Genomic DNA, 21,957 nt, shown 5'->3' on the forward strand with positions numbered 1-21,957 from the left:
CCATCGTCGAGATCGGCCCCGCCAGGACGGGGCGCGGCGTGGGGGTGCGGGAGGGGCGGTGGGCGGGCGGTTAGGGTTGCGTTCGTGCTCGTACTGGTGGTGGACTCCTCGACCCCTGCGGTGACCGCGGCGCTGGTGGAGGTCACGGCGGACGGCGTGACGCCGCGCGCCCAGCGGCGCACCGTCGACGCCCGCGCGCACGGCGAGCTGCTCGCCCCACAGGTGCACGCCGTCCTCGCCGAGGTCGACGCCCGCCCGACCGACCTGACCGCGATCGTCGCCGGCCTCGGCCCCGGCCCGTTCACCGGGCTGCGGGTGGGGCTGGTCACCGCCGCCACCATGGCCCAGGTGCTCGGCGTCGCGGCGTACGGCGTGTGTTCGCTGGACGGGATCGGCCACCCGGCGGCGGCCGGCGAGCCGGTCCTGGCGGCCGGCGACGCCCGCCGCCGGGAGGTCTACTGGGCGGTGTACGACGGCGCGGGCCAGCGGATCGCCGGCCCCGACGTCGACGCCCCGGCGGTCGCCGCGCAGCGCGCCCGCGACCTGGGGGTCACCGCCGCGGTCGGCGACGGCGCACACCGGTACGCCGACGTGCTCGGCCTGCCGCTGCGCGACGAGCCCCGCTACCCGGACCCGACCGCGCTGGCCCTGCTGGCGGCCGAGCGGATCCGGGCCGGCGCGCCCGGCGAGCCGCTCACCCCGCTGTACCTGCGCCGCCCCGACGCCGTGGCCGCCACCGCCCGCAAGTCGGTCCTGCCGTGAGCCGGCGGGAGGCCGGGCGGACAGGAACGCCGGCCGTGAGCGGGCGGGAGCGCCGGCCGTGAGCGGGCGGGAGCGCCGGCCGTGAGCGGGCCCGAGCGGCCCGGCCCGGACGGGATCCGGCTGGGCCGGTTCCGCTGGTGGCACGTCGACGAGGTGCTGCCGATCGAGGCGGACCTGTTCGGGGCCGAGCGGTGGTCGCCGGCGATGTTCTGGAACGAGCTGGCCAACGGCCACTTCTACCTGGTCGCCACCCCGGCCGACGGGGAGCGGGTGCTCGGCTACGCCGGGCTCGCCGTCGCCGCCCCGGACGAGGCGTGGGTGCAGAACATCGCCGTCGCCCGGGACGCCCAGCGGCGCGGGGTGGGCCGGGCGCTGCTGGAGGCGCTGCTCGCCGAGGCGGCCCGCCGGGGCGTACGCAGCACGCTGCTGGAGGTGGCGGCGGACAACGCCCCCGCCCAGCGGCTCTACGCGACGTACGGCTTCGAGCCGATCGGCGTCCGCCGCGGCTACTACCAACCCAGCAACACCGACGCGCTGGTCATGCGGCGCGACCAGGACTGAGGAGCCATGGCCGACGCACCGCTCATCCTCGGCATCGAGACCTCCTGCGACGAGACCGGCATCGGCATCGTGCGCGGGCACACCCTGCTCGCGGACGCGCTGGCCTCCAGCGTCGCCGAGCACGCCCGGTTCGGCGGGGTGGTGCCCGAGGTGGCCAGCCGCGCCCACCTGGAGGCCATCGTGCCCACCATGGACCGGGCGCTGGCCGAGGCGGGGGTGACCATCGCCGACATCGACGCCATCGCGGTGACGTCCGGCCCGGGGCTGGCCGGCGCGCTGCTGGTCGGCGTGGCCGCCGCGAAGGGGTACGCGCTGGCCGCCGAGAAGCCGGTGTACGGGGTGAACCACCTCGCCGCGCACGTCGCCGTGGACACCCTGGAGCACGGGCCGCTGCCTGAGCCGGCGATCGCCCTGCTGGTCTCCGGCGGGCACTCGTCCCTGCTGCTCGTCGACGACCTGGCCCGGGGCGTGACCCCGCTCGGCGCGACGATCGACGACGCCGCCGGTGAGGCGTTCGACAAGGTGGCCCGGCTGCTCGGCCTGCCGTTCCCGGGCGGCCCGTACGTCGACCGGGAGGCCGCCGCCGGTGACCCGGCCGCGATCGGCTTCCCGCGCGGCCTCACCGCCGCGAAGGACCTCGCCGCCCACCGCTACGACTTCTCGTTCTCCGGCCTGAAGACGGCCGTGGCCCGCTGGGTGGAGGCCCGGCAGCGGGCCGGCGAGCCGGTGCCGGTGGCCGACGTGGCCGCGTCGTTCCAGGAGGCGGTGTGCGACGTGCTCACCGCGAAGGCGCTGGCCGCGTGCCAGGCCCACGGGGTGGACACGCTGGTGATCGGCGGGGGAGTGGCGGCGAACTCGCGGCTGCGGGTGCTGGCCGAGCAGCGGGCGGCGAAGCTCGGCATCCGGGTGCGGGTGCCCCGGCCGAAGCTGTGCACCGACAACGGGGCGATGGTGGCCGCGCTGGGCTCGCACCTGGTCGCGGCGGGGGTCGCGCCCAGCCGGCTGGACCTGCCGGCCGACTCGGCCCTGCCGCTGACCACGGTCAGCGTGTGACGGCCCGGCCCGGGAGCGCCGCCGGCGGCCCGACACGAGCGAGGGGAGTGACGACGTGATCGTACGGATGTGGGAGGCGCGGGCGGAGCCCTACGGCTTCGCCGACCTGATCACCTGGGTCTGCGACACCGCGCTGCCGGAGGTCGAGCACGACCCGCTGCACGTGTCCAGCGAGGTGTTCAGCTCCACCGACCACCGGGTGGTGGTGATCTCGAAGTGGCGCAGCAGCCCTCGGCCGCTGCCCGACCCGCCCGCGACGCTGCTGGCCCGCCCCCCGCACGCGTGGGACTTCACGGAGGTCGACCGCTGACGGCGTAAGCGTGCAAGGAAGGGCCCCCTGTCAACGCATTCTGTTGCACAGGGGACCCCTCCTGACAAGCTCCGGTCAGTTGCGGCGCAGGATGCGGTACGTGGCGATGCCACCGGTGCCGAGCGCGGCGATGAAGACCAGCCACACCACCGTCGTGCTGACGCCGAGCCGGCCGCCGCTGCCGACGTTCGCGGCTGCCGCCGCGACCAGCGAGTCGCTCTGCGCCGGCGGCAGGGCGGCGGGCGGGAGCTGCTCCCACCGGACCAGGCCGGTGCTCTCCAGCATCGCCATGTGGTCGGAGACGAAGTCGTTGGCCTCGTCGGCGAGCTTGCGGACGGTCGCGTCCCGGGTGCTGGCGCGCACCGCGCCGATGACCGGGAAGATCTTGCCGTGCGCCACCCGGAGCCGGGTCACGAAGATCTGGTCGAACCGGCCGCCGGTGGACTCCTGCATCTCCTTGAGCCACCCCTTCTGCTCGGCGGTGGCGTCCGACGGGAGGGTCGCGCCGAGCTTGTTGGCGGCGTCCACGACGAGCTGGTCCAGCACCCCGTGCTGCCGGGAGATCTCCGCGCCGATCTCGCGTACCCGGGCCGACTGGCCCTTCTCGGCGGCCATCTCGCCGGCCGGCATCTCCCACAGGCCGGCCAGCCGTACGCCGGCGAGCAGCGTCATGTCGGCGGCGTTGAGCTGGGCGTTGGCGGGTGCGGCGACGGCCACGCCGGGTAGCACCCCGAGCGCGGCGACGAAGGTGACCACCAGCGCCGCCATCCGGTGGGTCCGGTGCCCTGGCCGGCGACGTGCGGATCTGAGCGGTGCCATGGGTGCGGTGCCTCCTCGGTCCGGGCCGAACGCGTCCGTCCGGGCGGCCGGGTCCCCCGGGCCGCCCCTCCGGTCACTGGTACGGATCGCCGCCGCGATCAGTTCATCCGAATCCCGGAAGAGCGTCTCGCGAAATCAGGCGGGGGGAATCGGGCGGAGTGAATCCGGCGGCGGGCGCGCGGCGGCGGGGGCGGGCGCGGGCGCGGCGGGTCAGGTGCGGCGGGAGCGCGTCAGCGGGTGGCGGCCATCAGCAGGCCGAGCAGGATCAGGGTGGCGACGGCGACCGCGAAGACGACCAGCAGGTCCCGCCGGCCGTGCGCGGGCGAGGCGGACAGGACCGGGTCGGCCGGCAGGTCCCGGGTCACCGCGGCCAGGTCGCCGAGGGTGCGGGCGGCCCAGGCGTCGGCGGCCCGCTCGGAGAACTCGTCCAGGGTGAGCCGGCCCGCCGAGGCGTGCCGTTGCAGGTCGGCGACCGCCCGCTGCCGGTCGTCGTCGGAGGCGCGCAGCTCGACGTCCACGCCGGACAGCGTACGCAGCCGCGCCCGCCCGGGGCGCCCCACGCGGAACGGGGCGGTCAGGCCGCGTCGAGGGGGTCGGCGAGGAGCCGTTCGAACGCCAGCTCGGCCGCGCCGATCAGCGCCGCGTCGTCGCCGAGTTTCGGGGTACGCAGCCGCACGTGCTCCAGGCAGGCCGGGAGCCCCATCGAGTTGAGCCGGCTGCGGACCTGGGCCGCCGCGGCCAGGTAGAGGTCCCGCATCGTGCCGCCGAAGATGACCATCTCGGGGTTGAAGATGTTGACCAGGTTGGCCACGCCGAAGCCGAGCCAGTCCCCGGCCTGCCGTACCGCCGTCTGGGCCCGCGCGTCGCCCCGGTCGGCGGCCTCGAAGACGGCCAGCACCGCGTCGGGCCCCCGGGCGTCGGACCGGCCGGCGGCCCGCAGCAGACCGTGCTCGCCGATCTCGGTCTCCCAGCAGCCCCGGGAGCCGCACTCGCAGGGCTCCCCGCCGCGCACCACCACCATGTGGCCGACCTCGCCGCTGTACCCGCCGTGCCCGGTCAGCCGCCGGCCGCCGGCGATGATGCCCGCGCCGACGCCGACGTCCCCGTACAGGTAGATGACGTTGTCGCAGCCGGCGGCGACGCCCCGGGCGTGCTCGGCGAACGCCGCCACGTCGGCCACGTTGCCGACGGTGATCGGCACGTCGATGCCCAGCTCGGCGGCGAGCGCCGCGCCGATCGGCTCGTCCACCCAGCCGGTGGTCGGGCTGAGCCGGACCAGGCCGTCGTCGCGGCGGACCATGCCGCAGACCGCGACCCCGGCGCCGACGCAGACCGCGCCCGCGGGCACCGACTGGTGCATCTCCTTGACCGCGCCGGCCAGCAGCGGCGCGGCCTCCCCGGCCACCAGGTTGCGGGGCCGGTCCAGTTCCCGGCGATCGAGCACCGCGCCGCCCAGGCCGACCCGTGCGGCCCGCAGCCGGTCCACCTCCACGCTGTACGCGTACGCGTAGACCCGTTCCGACTCGGGCCGGACGACCAGCGACGGTCGTCCGGCCCGGCCGGTCTCCTTCGGCGCGCCCTCGCTGACCAGTCCGGCGCCGGCCAGGTCGGCGGTGAGCGCGCCGATGGTGCTGCGGTTGAGCCCGAGCGTGGTGGTCAGCTCGGCGCGGGTCGTCGCGCCGTGGACGTGCACGTAGCGCAGCAGGGCACCGAGGTTCTGCCGACGGATCTCGTCCTGACTCGGTCCCACGCGCATCGTTACCGGTACTTCCGTGCGGGCGTCAACGGTTGCCGGTGGCGGCCGACCGGCGGCGGGACAGGGCGTCCACGCTCGCGGCGAGCAGCAGCACGACGCCGGTGACCACGTACTTGACCCCCGAGCTGTAGCCCATCAGACCCATGCCGTTGTCGATCACGGCGACCACCGCGCCGCCGAGCACGGCGTCGAGCACCCGGCCCTTGCCGCCGAAGAGGCTGGTGCCGCCGATCACCGCCGCGCCCACGGCGTAGAGCAGCACATTACTGCCACCCGTGTTGGGGTCGACAGAGTTGGCCCTGCTCGCCGCCACGATGCCGCCGATCGCGGCCATCGAGGAGCAGATGACGAAGACCGAGATGCGGATCCGGTCGACGTTGATGCCGGCGCGGCGGGCCGCCTCCTTGTTGCCGCCGACCGCGTAGACGTGCCGGCCGTAGCTGGTGCGCTGGAGCACGAACGTCCAGACGATCAGCAGCACCGCGATGATCGGCACCACGATCGGCACGCCCTTGAGCGAGGTGATCAGGACATTGCGGCTGCGCTCCAGGTTGAGCACGTACACGGCGACGCCGAGGATGACCGCCAGCACGCCCACCCGGGCGGCCACGACGGCCAGCGGGTCGGTGACGAGGCCCCGGGCGGACCGGTTGCGGTGCCGCATGAGCTGCACCGCCGCGTAGCCGGCGACGGCGACGGCGGCCAGCGCCCAGCCGATCGCGGGCGGCAGGTTGCGGTTGGAGATCGCCACCAGCGTCTCGTCGCGTACGGAGATGTTGGCGCCCTCCTTCATCAGCATCAGCACGATGCCCTGGAAGGCGAGGAAGCCGGCGAGGGTGACCACGAACGACGGGATGCCGACCTTCGCCACCAGGAAGCCCAGCGCGGTGCCGATGAGCACGCCGGTGACGAGCGCGGCGAGCACCGCGACCCACCAGGGGTAGCCGAGCACGGTGACGACGTTGGCGAGGACGGCCGCGCAGACGCCGCTGGCGAAGCCGGCGGAGAGGTCGATCTCGCCGAGCAGCAGGACGAAGACCAGCCCCATCGCGATCAGCGTGATCGCCGCGCCCTGGGTGAACAGGTTGGCGAAGTTGCCGGCGGACAGGAACGAGGGGCGCATGATCGCGAAGACCGTGCAGAGCACGATCAGGCCCAGCACGGCCGGCAGGGCGCCGATGTCGCCGCCGCGTACCCGGCTGACGTAGCTGCGCACGTGGCCGCCGACGGTGACGGGCGGGGTGACCGCCGCCGGCCCTTCCTTCTTCACGACGGTGGTGGTCATCGGAGGGCTCCCCGGGTCGTGCCGACGGCCGCGCCGCCGGTGCCGTTGCCACCCGCCGGCTCGGCGGCGAGCCCGAGGGCGCCGGAACGCCCGGCGGTGATCAGCTCGACGACCTGCGAGTGGGTGATGTCGGTGGTCTTCACCTGGGCCACCATCTGGCCGAGGTAGAGGGCGGCGATCCGGTCGGAGACCGCGAAGACGTCGTTCATGTTGTGCGAGATGAGCACGACGGCGAGGCCGTTGTCGGCCAGCCGGCGGACCAGCTCCAGCACCTGAGCGGTCTGCGCGACGCCCAGCGCGGCGGTCGGCTCGTCGAGGATGACCAGCCGGCTGTTCCAGAGCACCGCCTTGGCGATGGCGACGGTCTGCCGCTGGCCGCCGGAGAGGCTGGAGACGTGCTGGCGTAGCGACTTCACCGTCCGGACGCTCAGCCCGGCGAGGGTCTCGGCGGCCATCTGCTCCATGGTCGGCTCGTCGAGGACGAGGCCGGTGTGCTTCTCGCGGCCGAGGAACATGTTCTGCACGATGTCGAGGTTGTCGCAGAGCGCGAGGTCCTGGTAGACGACCTCGATGCCCAGGGCGGCGGCGTCGCGGGGGCTGTTGATGCTGACCGGGCGGCCCTCGAAGAGGAACTCGCCGGAGTCGATGGGGTAGATGCCGCTGATGCACTTCACCAGGGTCGACTTGCCGGCGCCGTTGTCGCCGACCAGCGCGGTGACCTCGCCGGGGTGGGCGGTGAGGGCGACGTCGCGCAGCACCTGGACGGGACCGAAGCTCTTGTCGATCCCTCGTAGTTCCAGCAGGGGGGTTGCGGACACAAGGGTCTCCTAATGCGCGGAGGGGAGATCGCGGAGCCCGTCCGGCGCGGGCCGCCGCCCGGCACGGGGTCTCCGTGCCGGGCGGCGTCGCCTGGCGGGTACGACGGTCGGCGTACGGGTCAGCTGATGCCGGCTTCGGTGCAGAGCTTGGTGTAGGCGGCGGTGCAGAGCTCTTCCTTGGTGACGAAGCCGTCGGCGACGACGTCCTTGACGTTGTCCTTGTAGATGGCCTTCGGCTCCAGCAGGACGGCCGGGACGTCCCGGTTGCCCTCGACGTCCTTGACGGTCTGCCCGGTGTCCTTCTTCTCGCCCTTGGCGACCGCGATGGCCAGCTCGGCGGCGGCGTCCGCCTCCTTCTTGACGGCCTTGTAGACGGTCATGCACTGGTCACCGGCGAGGATGTTCTGCAGGCCCTGCACGGTGGCGTCCTGCCCGGTCACCGGGACCTTGCCGTTGAGCTTGTTCTTCTTCAGCACGGAGATGGCGGCGTTGCCGAGGCCGTCGTTCGCGGCCAGCACGCCGTCGATCTTGCCACTGGCCTTGGTGTACTGCTGCTCGAAGATCGTGGCGGCCTGCGTGTTGTCCCAGTCCGGCACCGAGTCGTCGGCGACCTTGGTGTACTCCTTCGAGTCGAACTTCGGCTTGAGCACCGAGTCGTACCCGTTCTTGAACAGGGTCGCGTTGTTGTCGGTCGGCGAGCCGTTGAGGTAGGCGATGGCCGGGTTCTTGACGCCCTTGTCGGTCAGGCACTTGGCGAGGCCCTCGCCCTGGAGCTTGCCGACGGCCTCGTTGTCGAAGCTGACGTAGTACTGCGCGGACCCGCCCAGCGTGAGCCGGTCGTAGTCGATCGTGGCGACGCCCTGCGACTTGGCCTTGTCGAGCACGGCCTTGCCGGTGCCCGAGTCCAGGTTGACGATCATCAGGGTGGTCACCCCGTTGGTGATCATCTGGTCCGCGATGGTCTGGAACGCGGTCTTGTCGCCCTGCGCGTTCTGGATGTCGTACTCGACGTTGGCGGCCTTGAACGCGGCCTCCAGGAACTTGCGGTCGGCGCCCTCCCAGCGGGCGGAGGACTTGCTGTCCGGCAGGATCACGCCGATCTTCGGCTTCTTCTCGGAGGATCCGGCCTGGTCGCCGCCGTCGGAGTTCTCGCCGCAGGCGGCCATGCTGCCGGCGGCCAGCAGGCCCACGGCGGCGAAGGTGAGGAAGCCCTTGCGCATCTGCACGGGTCCTTTCGGGGGTGGGGGAGTGGGAGTGGAGCGGTGTTTTGTTGTGTCCGGCAACGTATTGCGCGCCACACTCCCGGCACAAGACCGCCGAGGTCAGAAGTTTGTTGGCGGCGGTAACAATTCAGCAACGTGATCGACACTGTGCCCTAACCGCCCCGAAAGCGGGCAGACCGAAGGGCCGCGCCTCGACGCGGCGATCATGAGAATTGCCGATGCCGCAGGCCGCCAAACCTGCCGCATGCCGACGCCCCGGCTCGGGGTGGCGGGCTCGGGATGCCGCTCGGCTCGCGGCGGCGGTCAGCCGGCGGCGATGGGGGCGGTGGTGGCGTCGGTGAGCGCGACCAGGTCGGCCGGGGCGAGCTGGAGCTGGAGCCCGCGCCGGCCCGCCGAGACGTACACGGTGTTGTGGGCCAGCGCGGAGGCGTCCAGCACCGTGGGCAGGCGCTTGCGCTGGCCGAGCGGGCTGATCCCGCCGCGCACATACCCGGTGGCCCGCTCCGCCACCGCCCGGTCGGCCATCGTCGCCCGCTTGCCGCCGAGCGCGGCGGCGAGCGCCTTGAGGTCCAGCTCGCCCGTCACCGGCACCACCGCCACCGCGAGCGCGCCGTCGACCTCGGTGACGAGGGACTTGAACACCCGCTCCGGTGGCACGCCCAGGGCCGCCGCGACGAGCGCGCCGTAGTTCGGCGCGTCCGGCGACACGTCGTACGGGTGGGTGCTGTGCCGGATCTTCCGCTTCGTCAGCAGCGCCGTCGCCGGAGTCCCCTGTCCCGCCATGCCGACAAGCTAGCCGGCCGTCGCCTCGTGATCCAGCGGATACGTCACCGGGCGGCAGACCAGCACGGTCGGCGCGCCGGCCACCCGGGTCAGCACCAGGCTCGCCGCCTCCGGGCCGGCCAGCCGCAGGTCGCGCCGCAGCCGCTCCGGCTCCAGCGCCGAGCCGCGCTTGAGGATCTCGACGCGGCCCACCCTGCGCTCGCGCAGCAGGGCGCGCAGCCGCTTCAGCGAGAACGGCAGCACGTCGGTGACCTCCAGGCAGCGGGCGAACGGCGTCGCGCCGGGAGCGTCGGCGTACAGGTAGGCGATGGTCGGGTCGGCGAGCGTGGCATCCAGTTCGCCGGCCAGCTCCGCCACGAGGTGCGCGCGGACGACGGCCGGGTCCGGGTCGTGGACGTACCGCCGGACGGGCCCGACCGCCGCCTCGGCCGCGCCGGAGCCGGTGAGCTGGTGGGAGGTGTGGTGGCCTGTGCCGGAAGCGTTGCCAGGGGGCCCTTCCTTCAGCACAGTCGCGCGGCGGGGGACCTCGGCGAGCCGGCCGCACCACAGGGCGGCCTCGACCAGGTCGCCGCCCACACTGACCCACTCCGCCTCCGCGCCGGCCGGGATCAGGCTGTGGTCGAGCCCGGGGGCCACCTTCACCACCGTGTGCGGCACCCGATCGGCCAGCGCCGTGACGAAGTCCCACGGCGGCGAGTAGGCGTTGGGGTCGAAGATCCGCCGGCCCGTGCCGGCCCTGCGCCGCGCCGGGTCGCAGAACGCCGCGTCGACGGAGGACACGTCGAACGCCGTGGCGTCGCCGCACTCCACCGTGAAAACGTCGGCCAGCCCGGCGGCCTCGGCGTTCGCGGCGGCCATCGCGGCGGTGACCGGGTCGGCCTCCACCCCGTACACCCGGATGCCGGCGCGGGCGGCGGCGAGCGCGTCGGCGCCGAGGCCGCAGCCCAGGTCGGCCAGGGTGCGCACCCCGGCGGCGCGCAGCCGGTCGGCCCGCCGGGCCGCGACCACCCCCCGGGTCGCCTGCTCCAGGCCGGCGCGGGTGAGGAACATGCCGGCCGCCGCCGGCCCGAACTTGCCGACGGCCCGGCGGCGCAGCTCGGCCTGGGTCAGCGCGGCGGCGGCCAGCCCGGCGGTCACCCCGGCCGAGCGGAGCGCGGCCGCTGCGGCCAGCGGGTCGCCGCCGGCCACCTCGGTCGCCGCGGCGAGCGCGGCCGACCCGTCGGGGGTACGCAGGGCGGCGAGCTGGTCGAGATCCACGCGCCCATTGTCGGGCCCGGGCGGCGGTGGACCGACGGCGGTGGTGGTGTCGGAGGTCGACGAGGTCCGGGGGTCGGCGGTGGCGGCGTGTCGCGGTGACGAGTGGCGGAACTGTGGCGACACGACGGGCGACGCGTTGGCACTCTCCTTGACGGAGTGCTAGCCACGGCCTAACCTGCGATTAGCACTCTCCCATCGAGGGTGCCAGCTTCCGGGCCCCGTGCCCGGGGGTTGACGCCAGGCGGACCGGCACCCGCGACGACGGCCCCGCCCGGTGGCATGTGGCAGATTGACGCTGGTCGGCCCCGCCGTCCGGCAACGAAACCAGTACCCCAGGAGGGTATGCCCGTGACTACCGCGACCAAGGTTGCGATCAAGCCGCTCGAGGACCGCATCGTGGTCCAGGCGAACGAGGCTGAGACCACCACGGCGTCGGGCATCGTGATCCCCGACACCGCCAAGGAGAAGCCGCAGGAGGGCACCGTCCTCGCTGTCGGCCCGGGCCGGATCGACGACAAGGGCAACCGCGTGCCGATCGACGTGAAGGTCGGCGACACCGTCCTCTACTCGAAGTACGGCGGCACCGAGGTCAAGTACGCCGGCGAGGAGTACCTGGTGCTCTCCGCCCGCGACGTCCTCGCGGTCATCGAGAAGTAACAACCGATCCGCGTCACTGCCCCGGTCCGGCTCGCCGGGCCGGGGCAGTGACGCTTCGAAGGGATACAGATGGCGAAGATCCTGAGCTTCTCGGACGACGCCCGGCACCTGCTGGAGCACGGTGTCAACGCCCTCGCGGACGCGGTCAAGGTCACTCTCGGCCCGCGCGGGCGCAACGTCGTCCTGGACAAGAAATTCGGTGCGCCCACGATCACCAACGACGGCGTGACCATCGCCAAGGAGATCGAGCTCACCAACCCGTACGAGAACCTCGGCGCGCAGCTGGTCAAGGAGGTGGCGACCAAGACCAACGACGTCGCCGGCGACGGGACCACCACCGCGACCGTGCTGGCCCAGGCCATGGTCCGCGAGGGCCTGCGCAACGTGGCCGCCGGCGCCAGCCCGTCCGGCCTCAAGCGCGGCATCGACGCGGCGGCCACGAAGGTCTCCGAGGCCCTGCTCGACCGGGCCGTCGAGGTCGCCGGCAAGGAGTCGATCGCGCACGTCGCGACGATCTCCGCGCAGGACGCCACCATCGGCGAGCTGATCGCCGAGGCGATGGAGCGGGTGGGCCGCGACGGCGTCATCACCGTCGAGGAGGGCTCCGCGCTCACCACCGAGCTCAACGTGACCGAGGGCCTCCAGTTCGACAAGGGCTTCATCTCCCCCAACTTCGTCACCGACGTGGAGGGTCAGGAGTCGGTCCTGGAGGACCCGTACATCCTGATCACCACGCAGAAGATCTCGGGGATCGAGGAGCTGCTGCCGCTGCTGGAGAAGGTCCTCCAGAACAACAAGCCGCTGCTGATCGTCGCCGAGGACGTCGAGGGCCAGGCCCTGTCGACGCTCATGGTCAACGCGGTCCGCAAGACCCTCAAGGTCTGCGCGGTGAAGGCCCCCGGCTTCGGCGACCGCCGCAAGGCGATGCTCCAGGACATGGCGATCCTCACCGGCTCCGAGCTGGTCGCCCCGGAGCTGGGCTACAAGCTCGACCAGGTCGGCCTGGAGGTGCTCGGCACCGCCCGGCGCGTCGTGGTCGACAAGGAGACCACCACCATCGTCGACGGTGGTGGCCAGGCCAGCGAGGTCGCCGACCGGGTCGCCCAGATCCGCAAGGAGATCGAGGCCTCGGACTCCGACTGGGACCGGGAGAAGCTGGCCGAGCGGCTGGCGAAGCTCTCCGGCGGCATCGCGGTCATCAAGGTGGGCGCGGCGACCGAGGTCGAGATGAAGGAGCGCAAGCACCGCATCGAGGACGCCATCGCCGCGACCAAGGCCGCCGTCGAGGAGGGTACGGTCCCGGGTGGCGGTGCCGCCCTGGCGCAGATCCTGCCGGTGCTCGACGACGACCTCGGCTTCACCGGTGACGAGAAGACCGGCGTCTCGATCGTGCGCAAGTCGCTGGTCGAGCCGTTGCGCTGGATCGCCCAGAACGCCGGCCACGACGGCTACGTGGTGGTGGAGAAGGTCGTCGGCAGCCAGTGGGGCCAGGGCCTCGACGCGGCCGTCGGCGACTACGTCGACCTGGCCAAGTCCGGCATCATCGACCCGGTGAAGGTGACCCGCAACGCCGTCACCAACGCCGCCTCGATCGCCGGCCTGCTGCTCACCACCGAGAGCCTGGTGGTGGAGAAGCCGGAGAAGGCCGAGCCGGCCGCCGCCGGTGGCCACGGCCACTCGCACGGCCACGGCCACCAGCACGGCCCGGGTTTCTGACCCACGGCGGCTGACCCAGCCACACCACACGTTCAAGGCACGCCGGCTCCCCACGGCGTGCCTTGACGCGTATCCGCCCCGCGTTCGCCGGGGCTGGTTGCTTACGGAACGCTGACGTGCCTGTCGCTTCCCGGCCCCGTCGGAAACACTGGGCGGATGGGCACCATCTCGCGCGGGTACGCCGCGCTGGCCGGGATCACCGCCGCCGCCGTGGCGATCGGCACCGCCGAACCGGTGGCGGTGCTGACCGGCCCCCGGTCGGCACCACTGGTCGCGGTCGGCGGGCTGGTCGTCGACACCGTCCCCGAGCCGGTCAAGCAGTTCGGCATCGCCGTCTTCGGCACGTACGACAAGATCGCCCTGCTGGTCGGGACGGCGCTGCTGCTGGCCGGCTTCGCGGCGCTGCTCGGCGTCCTCGCCGCCCGCCGGCTGTGGCTCGGCCTGGCGGGCATCGGGGCGTTCGCGGCCCTCGGGGTGGCCGCCGCGCTGACCCGGGCCGGCGCCGACGCCACCGACGCGCTGCCGGCGCTGGCCGGGGCGGCCCTCGGCGCGCTGACGCTCTGGCTCCTGCTGGCCGGCCCCCTGCACCCCGACCCCTGGCCGTGGACCCCGCCCACCGCCGCCGCCGGCAAGGAAGGGCCCCTTGTCGACATCCCCCTGTCAACAAGGGGCCCTTCCTTGCACCCCGAGCGCCCGGAGGGGCGGCGGCGGTTCCTCACCGGCGTCGGCGCGCTGGCCGGCGCGGCCGTCGTGACCGGGCTGGGCGGGCACTGGCTTGCCGGGCGGCGCGGGGTGTCGGAGGCCCGGCGGGCGGTCGCCCTGCCCGCGCCGGCCTCGCCCGCGCCGGCGGTGCCGGCCGGGGCGGACCTCTCCCTCACCCAGCTCGCCCCCTACGTCAGCCCGACGTCCGGGTTCTACCGCATCGACACCGCCCTGGTGGTGCCGCAGGTCGACCCGGACACCTGGCGGTTGCGCATCCACGGCCGGGTGCGCAACCCGATCGAGCTGAGCTTCGCCGACCTGCTGGCCCGCCCCATGGTCGAGCGGTACGTCACCCTGGCCTGCGTGTCGAACGAGGTCGGCGGGGACCTGATCGGCAACGCCCGCTGGCTGGGCGTGCCGATCCGGGAACTGCTCGACGAGGCGCAGCCGGAGGAGGGCGCGGACCAGGTCGTCGGCCGCTCGGTCGACGGCTGGACCTGCGGCACCCCGACGGCGGCGCTGCGCGACGGGCGGGACGCCCTGCTCGCGGTGGGCATGAACGGCGAGCCGCTGCCGGTGGAGCACGGCTTCCCCGTACGCATGGTGGTGCCCGGCCTGTACGGCTACGTCTCCGCGTGCAAGTGGGTGACCGAGCTGGAGCTGACCAGCTTCGCCGACTTCGACGCGTACTGGGTGCCCCGGGGCTGGTCGGCGCAGGGGCCGATCAAGACCCAGTCGCGGATCGACACGCCCCGCCCCCGCAACCGGCTCACCGCCGGCCCGGTCATGGTCGCCGGGGTGGCCTGGGCGCAGCACCGGGGCATCCGCCGGGTCGAGGTACGCGTCGACGACGGCCCGTGGCGGGAGGCGACGCTCGCCCCGACGGTGTCGGTGGACACCTGGGTGCAGTGGTCCTGGCAGTGGGCGGCCACCTCCGGCGAGCACACCCTCCAGGTGCGGGCCACCGACGCCGACGGCGAGACGCAGACCGAGCGCCGGCAGCGCGTCGACCCGGACGGCGCGACCGGCTGGCACACCGTCCGGGTCACCGTGGGCTGACCGCCGGGCGGACCCGCGCCGGCAGGCGGGTCACCCGGCCGTGGGCGTGGCGGCCGACACGCCGGTGGCCTGGTCGCCCGGCGGTGGGGATGGCGGGCGGCACGCCGGTGGCCTGGCCGCCCGACGGTGGGCGTGGCGAAGGGCGGCGGCGTGGCGGCGGTCGTCAGGCGACGCTGCGCTGCGCCGGCACGGTGGACTTGTGCGGACGGCCCAGGCGGGCCTCCAGGCGGGCCACGTCGACGCGCGAGTGCCGGCGGTCGGCCAGGTCCTCCCAGCCCACCGCGAGCAGCCGCAGCCGCTCCGCCTCGCTGAAGCCGCCCCACACCCCGTAGGGCTCACGGACGGCGAGGGCGTGCGCGGCGCACTCGGCGCGTACCGGGCAGGCCCGGCAGACCGTCTTGGCGCCGGACTCCCGGCGCAGCCGGGAGGAGCCGCGTTCGCCGTCGGGGTGGAAGAACTGGGCGCTGTCGCGGCCCCGGCAGGCACCGAGCCGCTGCCAGTCCCAGAGGTCGACGATGGGTCCGGGCAGCCTGCGTACGTTCGACATCAGCACCCCTCCTTCCGCGCGGCACCGCGGAGATCCTCAGTTGACGGGTGTCCGGGCGGCGGCCGCGCTGGCGCACCGTTTCCGGCTCGGGCTCCCCGTTACCCCGCCTCGCTTCCGCTCACACGTCTGTGATCGAAAAGGTCGGACAACCTGACTGATATGCCCTAACTGTCGGAAAAGTTCGAAGGATTGCCGGGAACGCCCACCCGACGCCGCCTCCCCATGGTCTGCTCGGGGTCGGAGAGGAGACCACAGTGCGTACTGTCCTCGTGTGCGTTCGGACACCGCTCGCCGCGCAGCAACTGAACTCCGCGGCGGCGCGGCTAGGACTGTCCGCCGCCGTTCGTACGGCCGTCTCCGATCCCGAGGTGATGCTGCGCCTGGCGGAGATCCCGGCGGACGTCGTGCTCGCCGACACCGCCCTCACCCGGCCGGACAGCGCCGGCTTCGTCCGGCGGGTGCTGGCCCGCGCCCCGCAGGCCGCGGTGCTGCTGCTCGGCGCGGAGGAGTCCGAGGCCGCCGCCGCGACCATCGGCGCCGGCGCCCGGGGGCTGATCCAGGGCACCGACCACGACCTGACCAGCGCGGTGGCGAAGGCGCTGCTGCTGCTCTCGGCGCCCGGCCGCGCCACCCGCAGCCGGGTGACCGACCCGGCCCGCGACGCCGCCTCCGTCGGCGGGCCCGCCCGCCCCGCCCCGGCCGGACGCCCCCCGGCCAAGCCTGGCCCGGCCTGGCCGGCGGGCCCCGAGGAGCCGCCCGGTGGTACGCCGCCGGTGGTGCCGGTGCAGCGCGGCGACGACGAGGTGGAGGCGGGCGGCGAGGGCGAGACCCCGGCCGCGGCGGGGCAGCGTCCCGCCCCGGCCAGGGGCGGCCGGAGCGCGATCGGCCTGACGGAGCGGGAACTCCAGGTGCTGCTCGGCATGGCCGAGGGCAAGAGCAACGCCGAGATCGGCCGTGAGCTGTTCGTCTCGGAGGACACCGTCAAGACGCACGCCCGCCGGCTGTTCCGCAAGCTCGGCGCCCGGGACCGCGCGCACGCGGTGGCCGCCGGCTTCCGCGCCGGCCTGGTCACCTGACCAACCACCCAGCTACCCGCCCACCCGCGCGCCTTCCCGCCCGTCCCGCAGGTGCGGCCCGGGCGGAGGCCGCGAGACCGGCCCATCGGGCCGCGAGTGCAAGATCGCCGTGGCGCTGTCCGCAGTCGTCCCGTCCGCCCCCGCTGGTCACGCCGCGTGATCTCCCTGCCCGGCAGCGCCAACCCCACCGCTCCCTTTGCTCTGCACCCGGATACGCAACGGTTCACGCTGGGTATCCGGCCGTGGCGGGTGCGTGCCGTGCGCGAATGGCGTATCGCCAGCTCAGTGCCGGTGATGCGTGGGTGGGTGCAGGGCAAAGGGAGGGGGCGATGTGTGGGGGAGTCCGGCGGCCCTTACCCAGAGTCAGGTCGCGGGCTGCGGTGGTCGCCCCGGCGATCGTGACGGAAAGTGGTCGACGGGGTTCGGGCGTGGGCTCGGGTGCCGCGCGGGAGCCGGGTGGCGCGCAGACGTGGCGACGCGGCGTGTGGCCGTGCGGTGGGGGTGTGGTGACGGGGACCCTAGGGGGTCGGGTCGTCGTCGGTGCCCTCGGTGAGGGTGTCGTGCACGCCGTCGGCGTATCCCCGGGCGTAGTCCCACGTGACGTAGTGGTCCGGATCCGGGTCGTAGGCCGGCTCGTGCACGCGGGGGCGGCCGGAGCTGAGCAGGTGGCGCAGGTTGCCCCGCAGCAGGTCCCAGTCGAAGTAGTGCGGCTCGCGGCAGTCCTCGCACTCGATGACCAGCCCGCGCACGCCGACGGGGGCCAGCAGGGCCTGGTAGATCTCCAGGTCGGCCAGGTCCTCCAGCACGTCCTGCCGCTCGACCTCGGTCAGCGGGTCGAGCGTGTCGTCGTCCGCCGGGTCGTGCAGCTCCGCCGCCGGATCGGCCGGGTCGCCGTTGAACGGGTCGATGGGCTCGTCGTGCACCCCCTCACCGTAGACCCCGCGCCGGCCGGACGCCCGCCCCCGTCCGGCCGGTCACCCCGCGTCGGCCTCGGCGGGGGTGAACGTCACGCAGCGTCGTCCACCGGCCCGGCACCGGCGGGGCCGGCCTGGGCCGATGGGTACGATGACACTGACGCGTCCTCACCCGGCGCGCGCCGGACGTCCGCGCGCGCCTCCTCGCCGAAGCCCGCCCGACCCAGCTCAGGAGAGCAATCGTGGACAATTCGCCCAGCATCGATCTTCCGGCCGGCGCCGACACCGGCGAGCTGGGCGGCCACCTGCCGGAGCTGCCCGCCGGCTCGGCCCGGGTGGTCCCGCTCGGCCTCACCTTCGACGACGTGCTCCTCCAGCCCGGCGAGTCGGACGTGGTGCCCAGCCGGGTCAACACCCGCACCCGGCTCACCCGCAACGTCGAGCTGACCGTCCCGCTGCTGTCCAGCGCGATGGACACGGTCACCGAGGCGCGGATGGCGATCGCCATGGCCCGCCAGGGCGGCATCGGCGTGCTGCACCGCAACCTCTCCCTGGAGGACCAGGCACTCCAGGTCGACCTGGTCAAGCGCTCCGAGTCCGGCATGATCACCAACCCGGTGACCGCCAGCCCCGACGACACCCTGCGCGACGTCGATGCGCTCTGCGGGCGCTACCGGATCTCCGGCGTCCCCGTGGTCGACGGCGAGGGGCAGCTCGTCGGCATCGTCACCAACCGGGACATGCGCTTCGTCTCCGAGCCGGCCACCCCGGTCCGCGAGATCATGACCCGCACGCCGCTGGTCACCGCCCCGGTCGGGGTCAGCAAGGACGAGGCGCTGGCCCTGCTGCGTCAGCACAAGGTCGAGAAGCTGCCGATCGTCGACGGCTCGGGCCGGCTGCGCGGGCTGATCACCGTGAAGGACTTCACCAAGAGCGAGCAGTACCCGAACGCCACCAAGGACGACGCCGGCCGGCTCCGGGTGGCCGCCGCCGTCGGCGTGGGCGAGGACGCGTACAAGCGGGCGCGGGCGCTGGTCGACGCGGGCGTCGACGTGATCATCGTGGACACCGCCCACGGCCACCAGCGGGCGGTGCTGGACATGGTCCGCCAGCTCAAGAAGGACGTGACGATCGACATCGTCGGCGGCAACGTGGCCACGTACGCCGGGGCGAAGGCCCTGGTCGAGGCCGGCGCGGACGGGGTGAAGGTCGGGGTGGGTCCGGGCGCGATCTGCACCACCCGGATCGTCGCCGGGGTCGGCGTGCCGCAGATCACCGCGATCATGGAGGCGGCGCGGGCCGCCCGCCCGGCCGGCGTGCCGGTCATCGGCGACGGCGGCATCCAGTACTCGGGCGACATCGCCAAGGCGCTCGTGGCCGGGGCCGACACCGTGATGCTCGGCAGCCTGCTGGCCGGCTGCGAGGAGAGCCCCGGCGAGCTGATCTTCATCAACGGCAAGCAGTACAAGGCGTACCGGGGGATGGGCTCCCTCGGCGCGATGCAGTCGCGGGGGCAGGCCAAGTCGTACTCGAAGGACCGCTACTTCCAGCAGGACGTGCTCGCCGAGGACAAGCTGGTCCCGGAGGGCGTGGAGGGCCAGGTTCCCTACCGGGGCCCGCTGGCCGCCGTCGCCCACCAGCTCATCGGCGGGCTGCGCGCCGCGATGGGGTACGTCGGCGCGGAGAGCATCCCCGAGCTGCACCGGCGCGGCCAGCTCATCCGGATCACCGCGGCCGGGCTCAAGGAGAGCCACCCGCACGACATCCAGATGACCGTCGAGGCGCCGAACTACCACTCCCGCTGACCCCACCACCACCCCGACACCACCTGGAGCCACCATGCGTGACGTGGTCGAGATCGGCCTGGGCAAGACCGCGCAGCGCGGTTACCACCTGGACGACATCGCCATCGTGCCGAGCCGCCGGACCCGGGACGTCGACGACGTCTCCACCACCTGGCAGCTCGACGCGTACCAGTTCGGCATCCCCTGCGTGGGGCACCCCTCGGACGCGACGATGAGCCCGGCGTCCGCCGTGCGGCTCGGCCAGCTCGGCGGGCTGGGCGTGCTCAACGTCGAGGGCCTGTGGACCCGGTACGAGAACCCGACCAAGGTCCTCAAGGAGCTGGCCTCCCTCGACGAGGACGCCCGCGCCACCAAGCGGCTCCAGGAGGTGTACGCCGAGCCGATCCGCCCGGACCTCATCGCCGAGCGGGTCCGCGAGCTGCGGGCCGGCGGCGGCACGGTGGCCGTGCGGGTCTCCCCGCAGCACACCCTGGCGCTGGCCCCGGTGATCCTCGACGCGGGCGTGGACATCCTGGTCATCCAGGGCACGATCGTCTCGGCGGAGCACGTCTCCACCACCGACGAGCCGCTGAACCTCAAGGAGTTCATCGCCGACCTCGACCTGCCGGTCATCGTCGGCGGCTGCACCGACTACAAGACGGCGCTGCACCTGATGCGCACCGGCGCGGCCGGGGTGATCGTCGGCATCGGCGGCGACGGCTGGTCGACCACCGAGTCGGTGCTGGGCATCCGGGTGCCGATGGCCACCGCGATCGCCGACGCCGCCGCGGCCCGCCGCGACTACCTCGATGAGACCGGCGGCCGGTACGTGCACCTGATCGCCGACGGCGACATCCAGACCTCCGGCGACATCGCCAAGGCGCTGGGCTGCGGCGCGGACGCGGTGATGCTCGGCGAGCCGCTGTCGCTGTGCGCGGAGGCCCCGGCCGGCGGCGCGTGGTGGCACTCGGCGGCCAGCCACCCGTCGCTGCCGCGCGGCGCGTTCGAGGTGGCCGGCGAGCCGCTCGGGGAGATGGAGCGGCTGCTGTTCGGCCCGGCCGACGAGCCGGACGGCCAGCTCAACCTGTTCGGCGGGCTGCGCCGGGCGATGGCCAAGTGCGGCTACCGCGACCTCAAGGAGTTCCAGAAGGTCGGCCTGGTCCTCGACCGCTGACCCTGGCTCCGGGGCGACCCGGGAAGCACGTGGAACGGCCCCGCCGCGGGAAAGCGGCGGGGCCGTTCCAGTCGGGGTGGGGTCAGTTGGTGCCGGACTCCGCCCGGTTGAGGTGTGGACCTATTGTCGGTTTTGGAGGCTTTTGTTGGCCGGCGTCGGCTAGGCTCGCCCCCGACAGGCGAGGGAGAGCGATGGTCCGCACAGGAAGACGACCGGTCGGCCGCGCAGTCCTGGCCGCCTGCCTCGTCGTGGGCGCCCTCGTCGCCTGCACCGGGACGCCGCCCGACGCCGACCGCGCCCGCCGCGGGGCGGCCGACGCGGGCGACCCGTACGTCCCCGGGCGCGGCAACGGCGGCTACGACGTGGCCGCGTACCGGCTGCGGGTCCGCTACGACCCCGCCGACGACCGGCTCACCGGGCACGCCACGATCACGGCCACCGCGACGGCCGGGCTGTCCCGGTTCAACCTGGACCTGTCCGGCCTGACCGTCGGCGCGGTCCGCGTCGACGGCGCGAAGGCCGAGCACGCCCGCGAGGGCGAGGAACTGGTGGTCACCCCGGCGCGCGGCCTGGCCCGGGGCGCCCGGTTCGCCGTCGACGTGGAGTACGCGGGGGTGCCGCAGCCGGTCGAGAGCAGCACGCTGGGCCTCGGCGGCTTCCTCGCCACCGCCGACGGCGCGGTCGCGCTCGGCCAGCCCGACTCGGCGAGCACCTGGTACCCGGTCAACGACCACCCGTCCGACAAGGCCACCTACGACGTCGAGGTGACCGTCCCCGACGGGCTGGCCGCGCTCGGCAACGGCGTGCCGGTGGGGCGCACCAGCGCCGGCGGCTGGACCACCTGGCGCTGGGCCGAGCGGTCCCCGATGGCCAGCTACCTGAGCACGCTGGTGATCGGCGACTACCGGGTCGCCACCGGCACCCACCGGGGGAAGCCGCTGGTCACGGCTGTCGCGGCGAGCCTGCCCGCCGACGGGCCGGCCGCCGCCTCGCTGGCCCGCACCGGCGAGGTCGCCGACTTCCTCGCCGACCGCTTCGGGCCGTACCCGTTCGAGTCGTACGGCGGGATCGCGCTCGCCGAGGGCCGCATCTCGTACGCTCTGGAGACCCAGTCCCGCCCGGTCTACGGGCCGGGCTTCTTCCGCTCCGGCCGCCCCGACACCGGGGTCGTCGCCCACGAGCTGGCCCACCAGTGGTTCGGCGACAGTGTCTCGCTGGCCCGGTGGAGCGACATCTGGCTCAACGAGGGCTTCGCCACGTACGCCGAATGGCTCTGGCTGGAGCACGACGGCGGCCGGACCGTCGAGCAGACCGTCGCGGCCCGCTACGCCGCGACGGACTGGTCGCAGCCGTCGGTCGACCCGGGCCGGGCGAACATGTTCGGCGACGCCGTCTACCAGCGGGGGGCGCTCGCGGTGCACGCGCTGCGGCGGACCCTCGGCGACGACGTCTTCTTCCGGGTCCTGCGCGCCTGGACCACCGAGCGGCGCGGCGGCAACGCCACCACGGCGGACTTCGTCGCCCTCGCCGAGCGGGTCTCCGGCCGGCGGCTGGGCGCGCTGCTCGACGCCTGGCTCGTCGGCGGCACCGCGCCCGCGCTGCCCTGAGCGGCACCGGCACCCGGGGCAGTCGGCCCGGTGACCCCTCGTGCCCGCGCCGCCCCGCGCCGCGCCCGCGCTCGGTAGGCTGCCGCGGGTGGAG

The 21,957-nt window shown here is 74.0% G+C and carries 21 protein-coding genes; 11 read left to right on the forward strand and 10 right to left on the reverse strand.

Annotated features, from left to right (window positions below):
• Nucleotides 1–84 precede the first annotated feature (84 nt).
• From tsaB to TK50_RS19255, 4 genes are all read left to right on the forward strand, one after another.
• Nucleotides 85–762, forward strand: a complete 678-nt coding sequence (gene tsaB / locus TK50_RS19240; protein WP_043965631.1) for a tRNA (adenosine(37)-N6)-threonylcarbamoyltransferase complex dimerization subunit type 1 TsaB — start codon at nucleotides 85–87, stop codon at nucleotides 760–762.
• Between the two features lie 81 nt (nucleotides 763–843).
• Entirely contained in the window at nucleotides 844–1,323 is a 480-nt protein-coding gene (rimI, locus tag TK50_RS19245; protein WP_422119949.1) for a ribosomal protein S18-alanine N-acetyltransferase, read from the forward strand.
• 6 nt (nucleotides 1,324–1,329) lie between these two features.
• A complete protein-coding gene (gene tsaD / locus TK50_RS19250; RefSeq protein ID WP_043965633.1) occupies nucleotides 1,330–2,376 on the forward strand; it encodes a tRNA (adenosine(37)-N6)-threonylcarbamoyltransferase complex transferase subunit TsaD in 1,047 nt (348 codons plus the stop codon).
• A 55-nt stretch (nucleotides 2,377–2,431) separates the two neighbouring features.
• Nucleotides 2,432–2,686: a hypothetical protein gene (locus tag TK50_RS19255; RefSeq protein WP_043965635.1), complete on the forward strand. Its 255-nt coding sequence runs from the start codon at nucleotides 2,432–2,434 to the stop codon at nucleotides 2,684–2,686.
• A gap of 75 nt (nucleotides 2,687–2,761) precedes the next feature.
• Here the strand turns inward: TK50_RS19255 and TK50_RS19260 are convergent, their stop codons facing one another.
• The 8 genes from TK50_RS19260 to TK50_RS19295 all read right to left on the reverse strand — a co-directional run bounded on the left by TK50_RS19260 (nucleotide 2,762) and on the right by TK50_RS19295 (nucleotide 10,627).
• The gene (locus tag TK50_RS19260; protein ID WP_043965637.1) at nucleotides 2,762–3,505 is read right to left on the reverse strand and encodes a DUF4142 domain-containing protein; all 744 of its coding nucleotides are present in this window, start codon (nucleotides 3,503–3,505) and stop codon (nucleotides 2,762–2,764) included.
• A gap of 230 nt (nucleotides 3,506–3,735) precedes the next feature.
• On the reverse strand, nucleotides 3,736–4,023 hold the full coding sequence (locus tag TK50_RS19265) for a DUF1707 SHOCT-like domain-containing protein (RefSeq protein WP_043966526.1): 288 nt from the start codon (nucleotides 4,021–4,023) through the stop codon (nucleotides 3,736–3,738).
• 56 nt (nucleotides 4,024–4,079) lie between these two features.
• Nucleotides 4,080–5,261 carry an ROK family protein gene (locus TK50_RS19270; RefSeq protein WP_043965639.1) on the reverse strand — a complete coding sequence of 394 codons (1,182 nt, stop codon included), beginning with the start codon at nucleotides 5,259–5,261 and terminating at the stop codon, nucleotides 4,080–4,082.
• Between the two features lie 25 nt (nucleotides 5,262–5,286).
• Nucleotides 5,287–6,546 (reverse strand): sugar ABC transporter permease, encoded by a 1,260-nt coding sequence (locus tag TK50_RS19275; protein ID WP_043965641.1) that lies wholly within the window; start codon nucleotides 6,544–6,546, stop codon nucleotides 5,287–5,289.
• A complete protein-coding gene (locus tag TK50_RS19280; RefSeq protein WP_043965643.1) occupies nucleotides 6,543–7,364 on the reverse strand; it encodes an ATP-binding cassette domain-containing protein in 822 nt (273 codons plus the stop codon). The genes TK50_RS19275 and TK50_RS19280 overlap by 4 nt, the downstream gene beginning before the upstream one ends.
• A gap of 119 nt (nucleotides 7,365–7,483) precedes the next feature.
• A complete protein-coding gene (locus tag TK50_RS19285) occupies nucleotides 7,484–8,584 on the reverse strand; it encodes a sugar ABC transporter substrate-binding protein (protein WP_043965645.1) in 1,101 nt (366 codons plus the stop codon).
• A gap of 306 nt (nucleotides 8,585–8,890) precedes the next feature.
• Nucleotides 8,891–9,370 carry a Cys-tRNA(Pro) deacylase gene (gene ybaK / locus TK50_RS19290; protein ID WP_043965646.1) on the reverse strand — a complete coding sequence of 160 codons (480 nt, stop codon included), beginning with the start codon at nucleotides 9,368–9,370 and terminating at the stop codon, nucleotides 8,891–8,893.
• Nucleotides 9,371–9,379: 9 nt separating this feature from the next.
• A complete protein-coding gene (locus TK50_RS19295; protein ID WP_043965648.1) occupies nucleotides 9,380–10,627 on the reverse strand; it encodes a THUMP-like domain-containing protein in 1,248 nt (415 codons plus the stop codon).
• A 342-nt stretch (nucleotides 10,628–10,969) separates the two neighbouring features.
• Between TK50_RS19295 and groES the strand changes: the two genes are divergently transcribed.
• The 3 genes from groES (at nucleotide 10,970) to TK50_RS19310 (ending at nucleotide 14,761) form a co-directional block, all read left to right on the forward strand.
• A complete protein-coding gene (groES, locus tag TK50_RS19300) occupies nucleotides 10,970–11,284 on the forward strand; it encodes a co-chaperone GroES (RefSeq protein ID WP_018222648.1) in 315 nt (104 codons plus the stop codon).
• Between the two features lie 69 nt (nucleotides 11,285–11,353).
• Nucleotides 11,354–13,000: a chaperonin GroEL gene (gene groL, locus TK50_RS19305; RefSeq protein WP_043965650.1), complete on the forward strand. Its 1,647-nt coding sequence runs from the start codon at nucleotides 11,354–11,356 to the stop codon at nucleotides 12,998–13,000.
• Nucleotides 13,001–13,156: 156 nt separating this feature from the next.
• Nucleotides 13,157–14,761: a molybdopterin-dependent oxidoreductase gene (locus tag TK50_RS19310; RefSeq protein WP_043965653.1), complete on the forward strand. Its 1,605-nt coding sequence runs from the start codon at nucleotides 13,157–13,159 to the stop codon at nucleotides 14,759–14,761.
• Between the two features lie 163 nt (nucleotides 14,762–14,924).
• Here the strand turns inward: TK50_RS19310 and TK50_RS19315 are convergent, their stop codons facing one another.
• A complete protein-coding gene (locus tag TK50_RS19315) occupies nucleotides 14,925–15,308 on the reverse strand; it encodes a WhiB family transcriptional regulator (protein WP_043966530.1) in 384 nt (127 codons plus the stop codon).
• A gap of 254 nt (nucleotides 15,309–15,562) precedes the next feature.
• Here TK50_RS19315 and TK50_RS19320 point away from each other — a divergent pair, with 254 nt between their 5' ends.
• The gene (locus TK50_RS19320) at nucleotides 15,563–16,384 is read left to right on the forward strand and encodes a helix-turn-helix transcriptional regulator (protein ID WP_043965655.1); all 822 of its coding nucleotides are present in this window, start codon (nucleotides 15,563–15,565) and stop codon (nucleotides 16,382–16,384) included.
• 518 nt (nucleotides 16,385–16,902) lie between these two features.
• On the opposite strand, the gene TK50_RS19325 is transcribed toward TK50_RS19320, so the two are convergent.
• A complete protein-coding gene (locus TK50_RS19325) occupies nucleotides 16,903–17,307 on the reverse strand; it encodes a DUF5319 domain-containing protein (protein WP_043965658.1) in 405 nt (134 codons plus the stop codon).
• Nucleotides 17,308–17,540: 233 nt separating this feature from the next.
• Between TK50_RS19325 and guaB the strand changes: the two genes are divergently transcribed.
• The 3 genes from guaB to TK50_RS19340 all read left to right on the forward strand — a co-directional run bounded on the left by guaB (nucleotide 17,541) and on the right by TK50_RS19340 (nucleotide 21,863).
• Complete coding sequence (gene guaB, locus TK50_RS19330; RefSeq protein WP_043965660.1) at nucleotides 17,541–19,103, forward strand: IMP dehydrogenase; 1,563 nt, start codon at nucleotides 17,541–17,543, stop codon at nucleotides 19,101–19,103.
• 34 nt (nucleotides 19,104–19,137) lie between these two features.
• The gene (locus tag TK50_RS19335; RefSeq protein WP_043965661.1) at nucleotides 19,138–20,256 is read left to right on the forward strand and encodes a GuaB3 family IMP dehydrogenase-related protein; all 1,119 of its coding nucleotides are present in this window, start codon (nucleotides 19,138–19,140) and stop codon (nucleotides 20,254–20,256) included.
• Nucleotides 20,257–20,447: 191 nt separating this feature from the next.
• Complete coding sequence (locus tag TK50_RS19340; protein WP_043965663.1) at nucleotides 20,448–21,863, forward strand: M1 family metallopeptidase; 1,416 nt, start codon at nucleotides 20,448–20,450, stop codon at nucleotides 21,861–21,863.
• The last annotated feature ends 94 nt before the right edge of the window (nucleotides 21,864–21,957 follow it).

This window comes from Micromonospora haikouensis, assembly GCF_000876225.1.
Taxonomy (GTDB): domain Bacteria; phylum Actinomycetota; class Actinomycetes; order Mycobacteriales; family Micromonosporaceae; genus Micromonospora; species Micromonospora haikouensis.

What these genes read in the sequence shown, in the direction of transcription:
- tsaD (WP_043965633.1), top strand. Translation starts at nt 1,330, where the DNA reads ATGGCCGACGCACCGCTCATCCTCGGCATCGAGACCTCCTGCGACGAG.
- TK50_RS19260 (WP_043965637.1), bottom strand. Translation starts at nt 3,505, where the DNA reads ATGGCACCGCTCAGATCCGCACGTCGCCGGCCAGGGCACCGGACCCAC.
- TK50_RS19270 (WP_043965639.1), bottom strand. Translation starts at nt 5,261, where the DNA reads ATGCGCGTGGGACCGAGTCAGGACGAGATCCGTCGGCAGAACCTCGGT.
- TK50_RS19275 (WP_043965641.1), bottom strand. Translation starts at nt 6,546, where the DNA reads ATGACCACCACCGTCGTGAAGAAGGAAGGGCCGGCGGCGGTCACCCCG.
- TK50_RS19285 (WP_043965645.1), bottom strand. Translation starts at nt 8,584, where the DNA reads ATGCGCAAGGGCTTCCTCACCTTCGCCGCCGTGGGCCTGCTGGCCGCC.
- ybaK (WP_043965646.1), bottom strand. Translation starts at nt 9,370, where the DNA reads ATGGCGGGACAGGGGACTCCGGCGACGGCGCTGCTGACGAAGCGGAAG.
- groES (WP_018222648.1), top strand. Translation starts at nt 10,970, where the DNA reads ATGCCCGTGACTACCGCGACCAAGGTTGCGATCAAGCCGCTCGAGGAC.
- groL (WP_043965650.1), top strand. Translation starts at nt 11,354, where the DNA reads ATGGCGAAGATCCTGAGCTTCTCGGACGACGCCCGGCACCTGCTGGAG.
- TK50_RS19310 (WP_043965653.1), top strand. Translation starts at nt 13,157, where the DNA reads ATGGGCACCATCTCGCGCGGGTACGCCGCGCTGGCCGGGATCACCGCC.
- TK50_RS19315 (WP_043966530.1), bottom strand. Translation starts at nt 15,308, where the DNA reads ATGTCGAACGTACGCAGGCTGCCCGGACCCATCGTCGACCTCTGGGAC.
- TK50_RS19335 (WP_043965661.1), top strand. Translation starts at nt 19,138, where the DNA reads ATGCGTGACGTGGTCGAGATCGGCCTGGGCAAGACCGCGCAGCGCGGT.
- TK50_RS19340 (WP_043965663.1), top strand. Translation starts at nt 20,448, where the DNA reads ATGGTCCGCACAGGAAGACGACCGGTCGGCCGCGCAGTCCTGGCCGCC.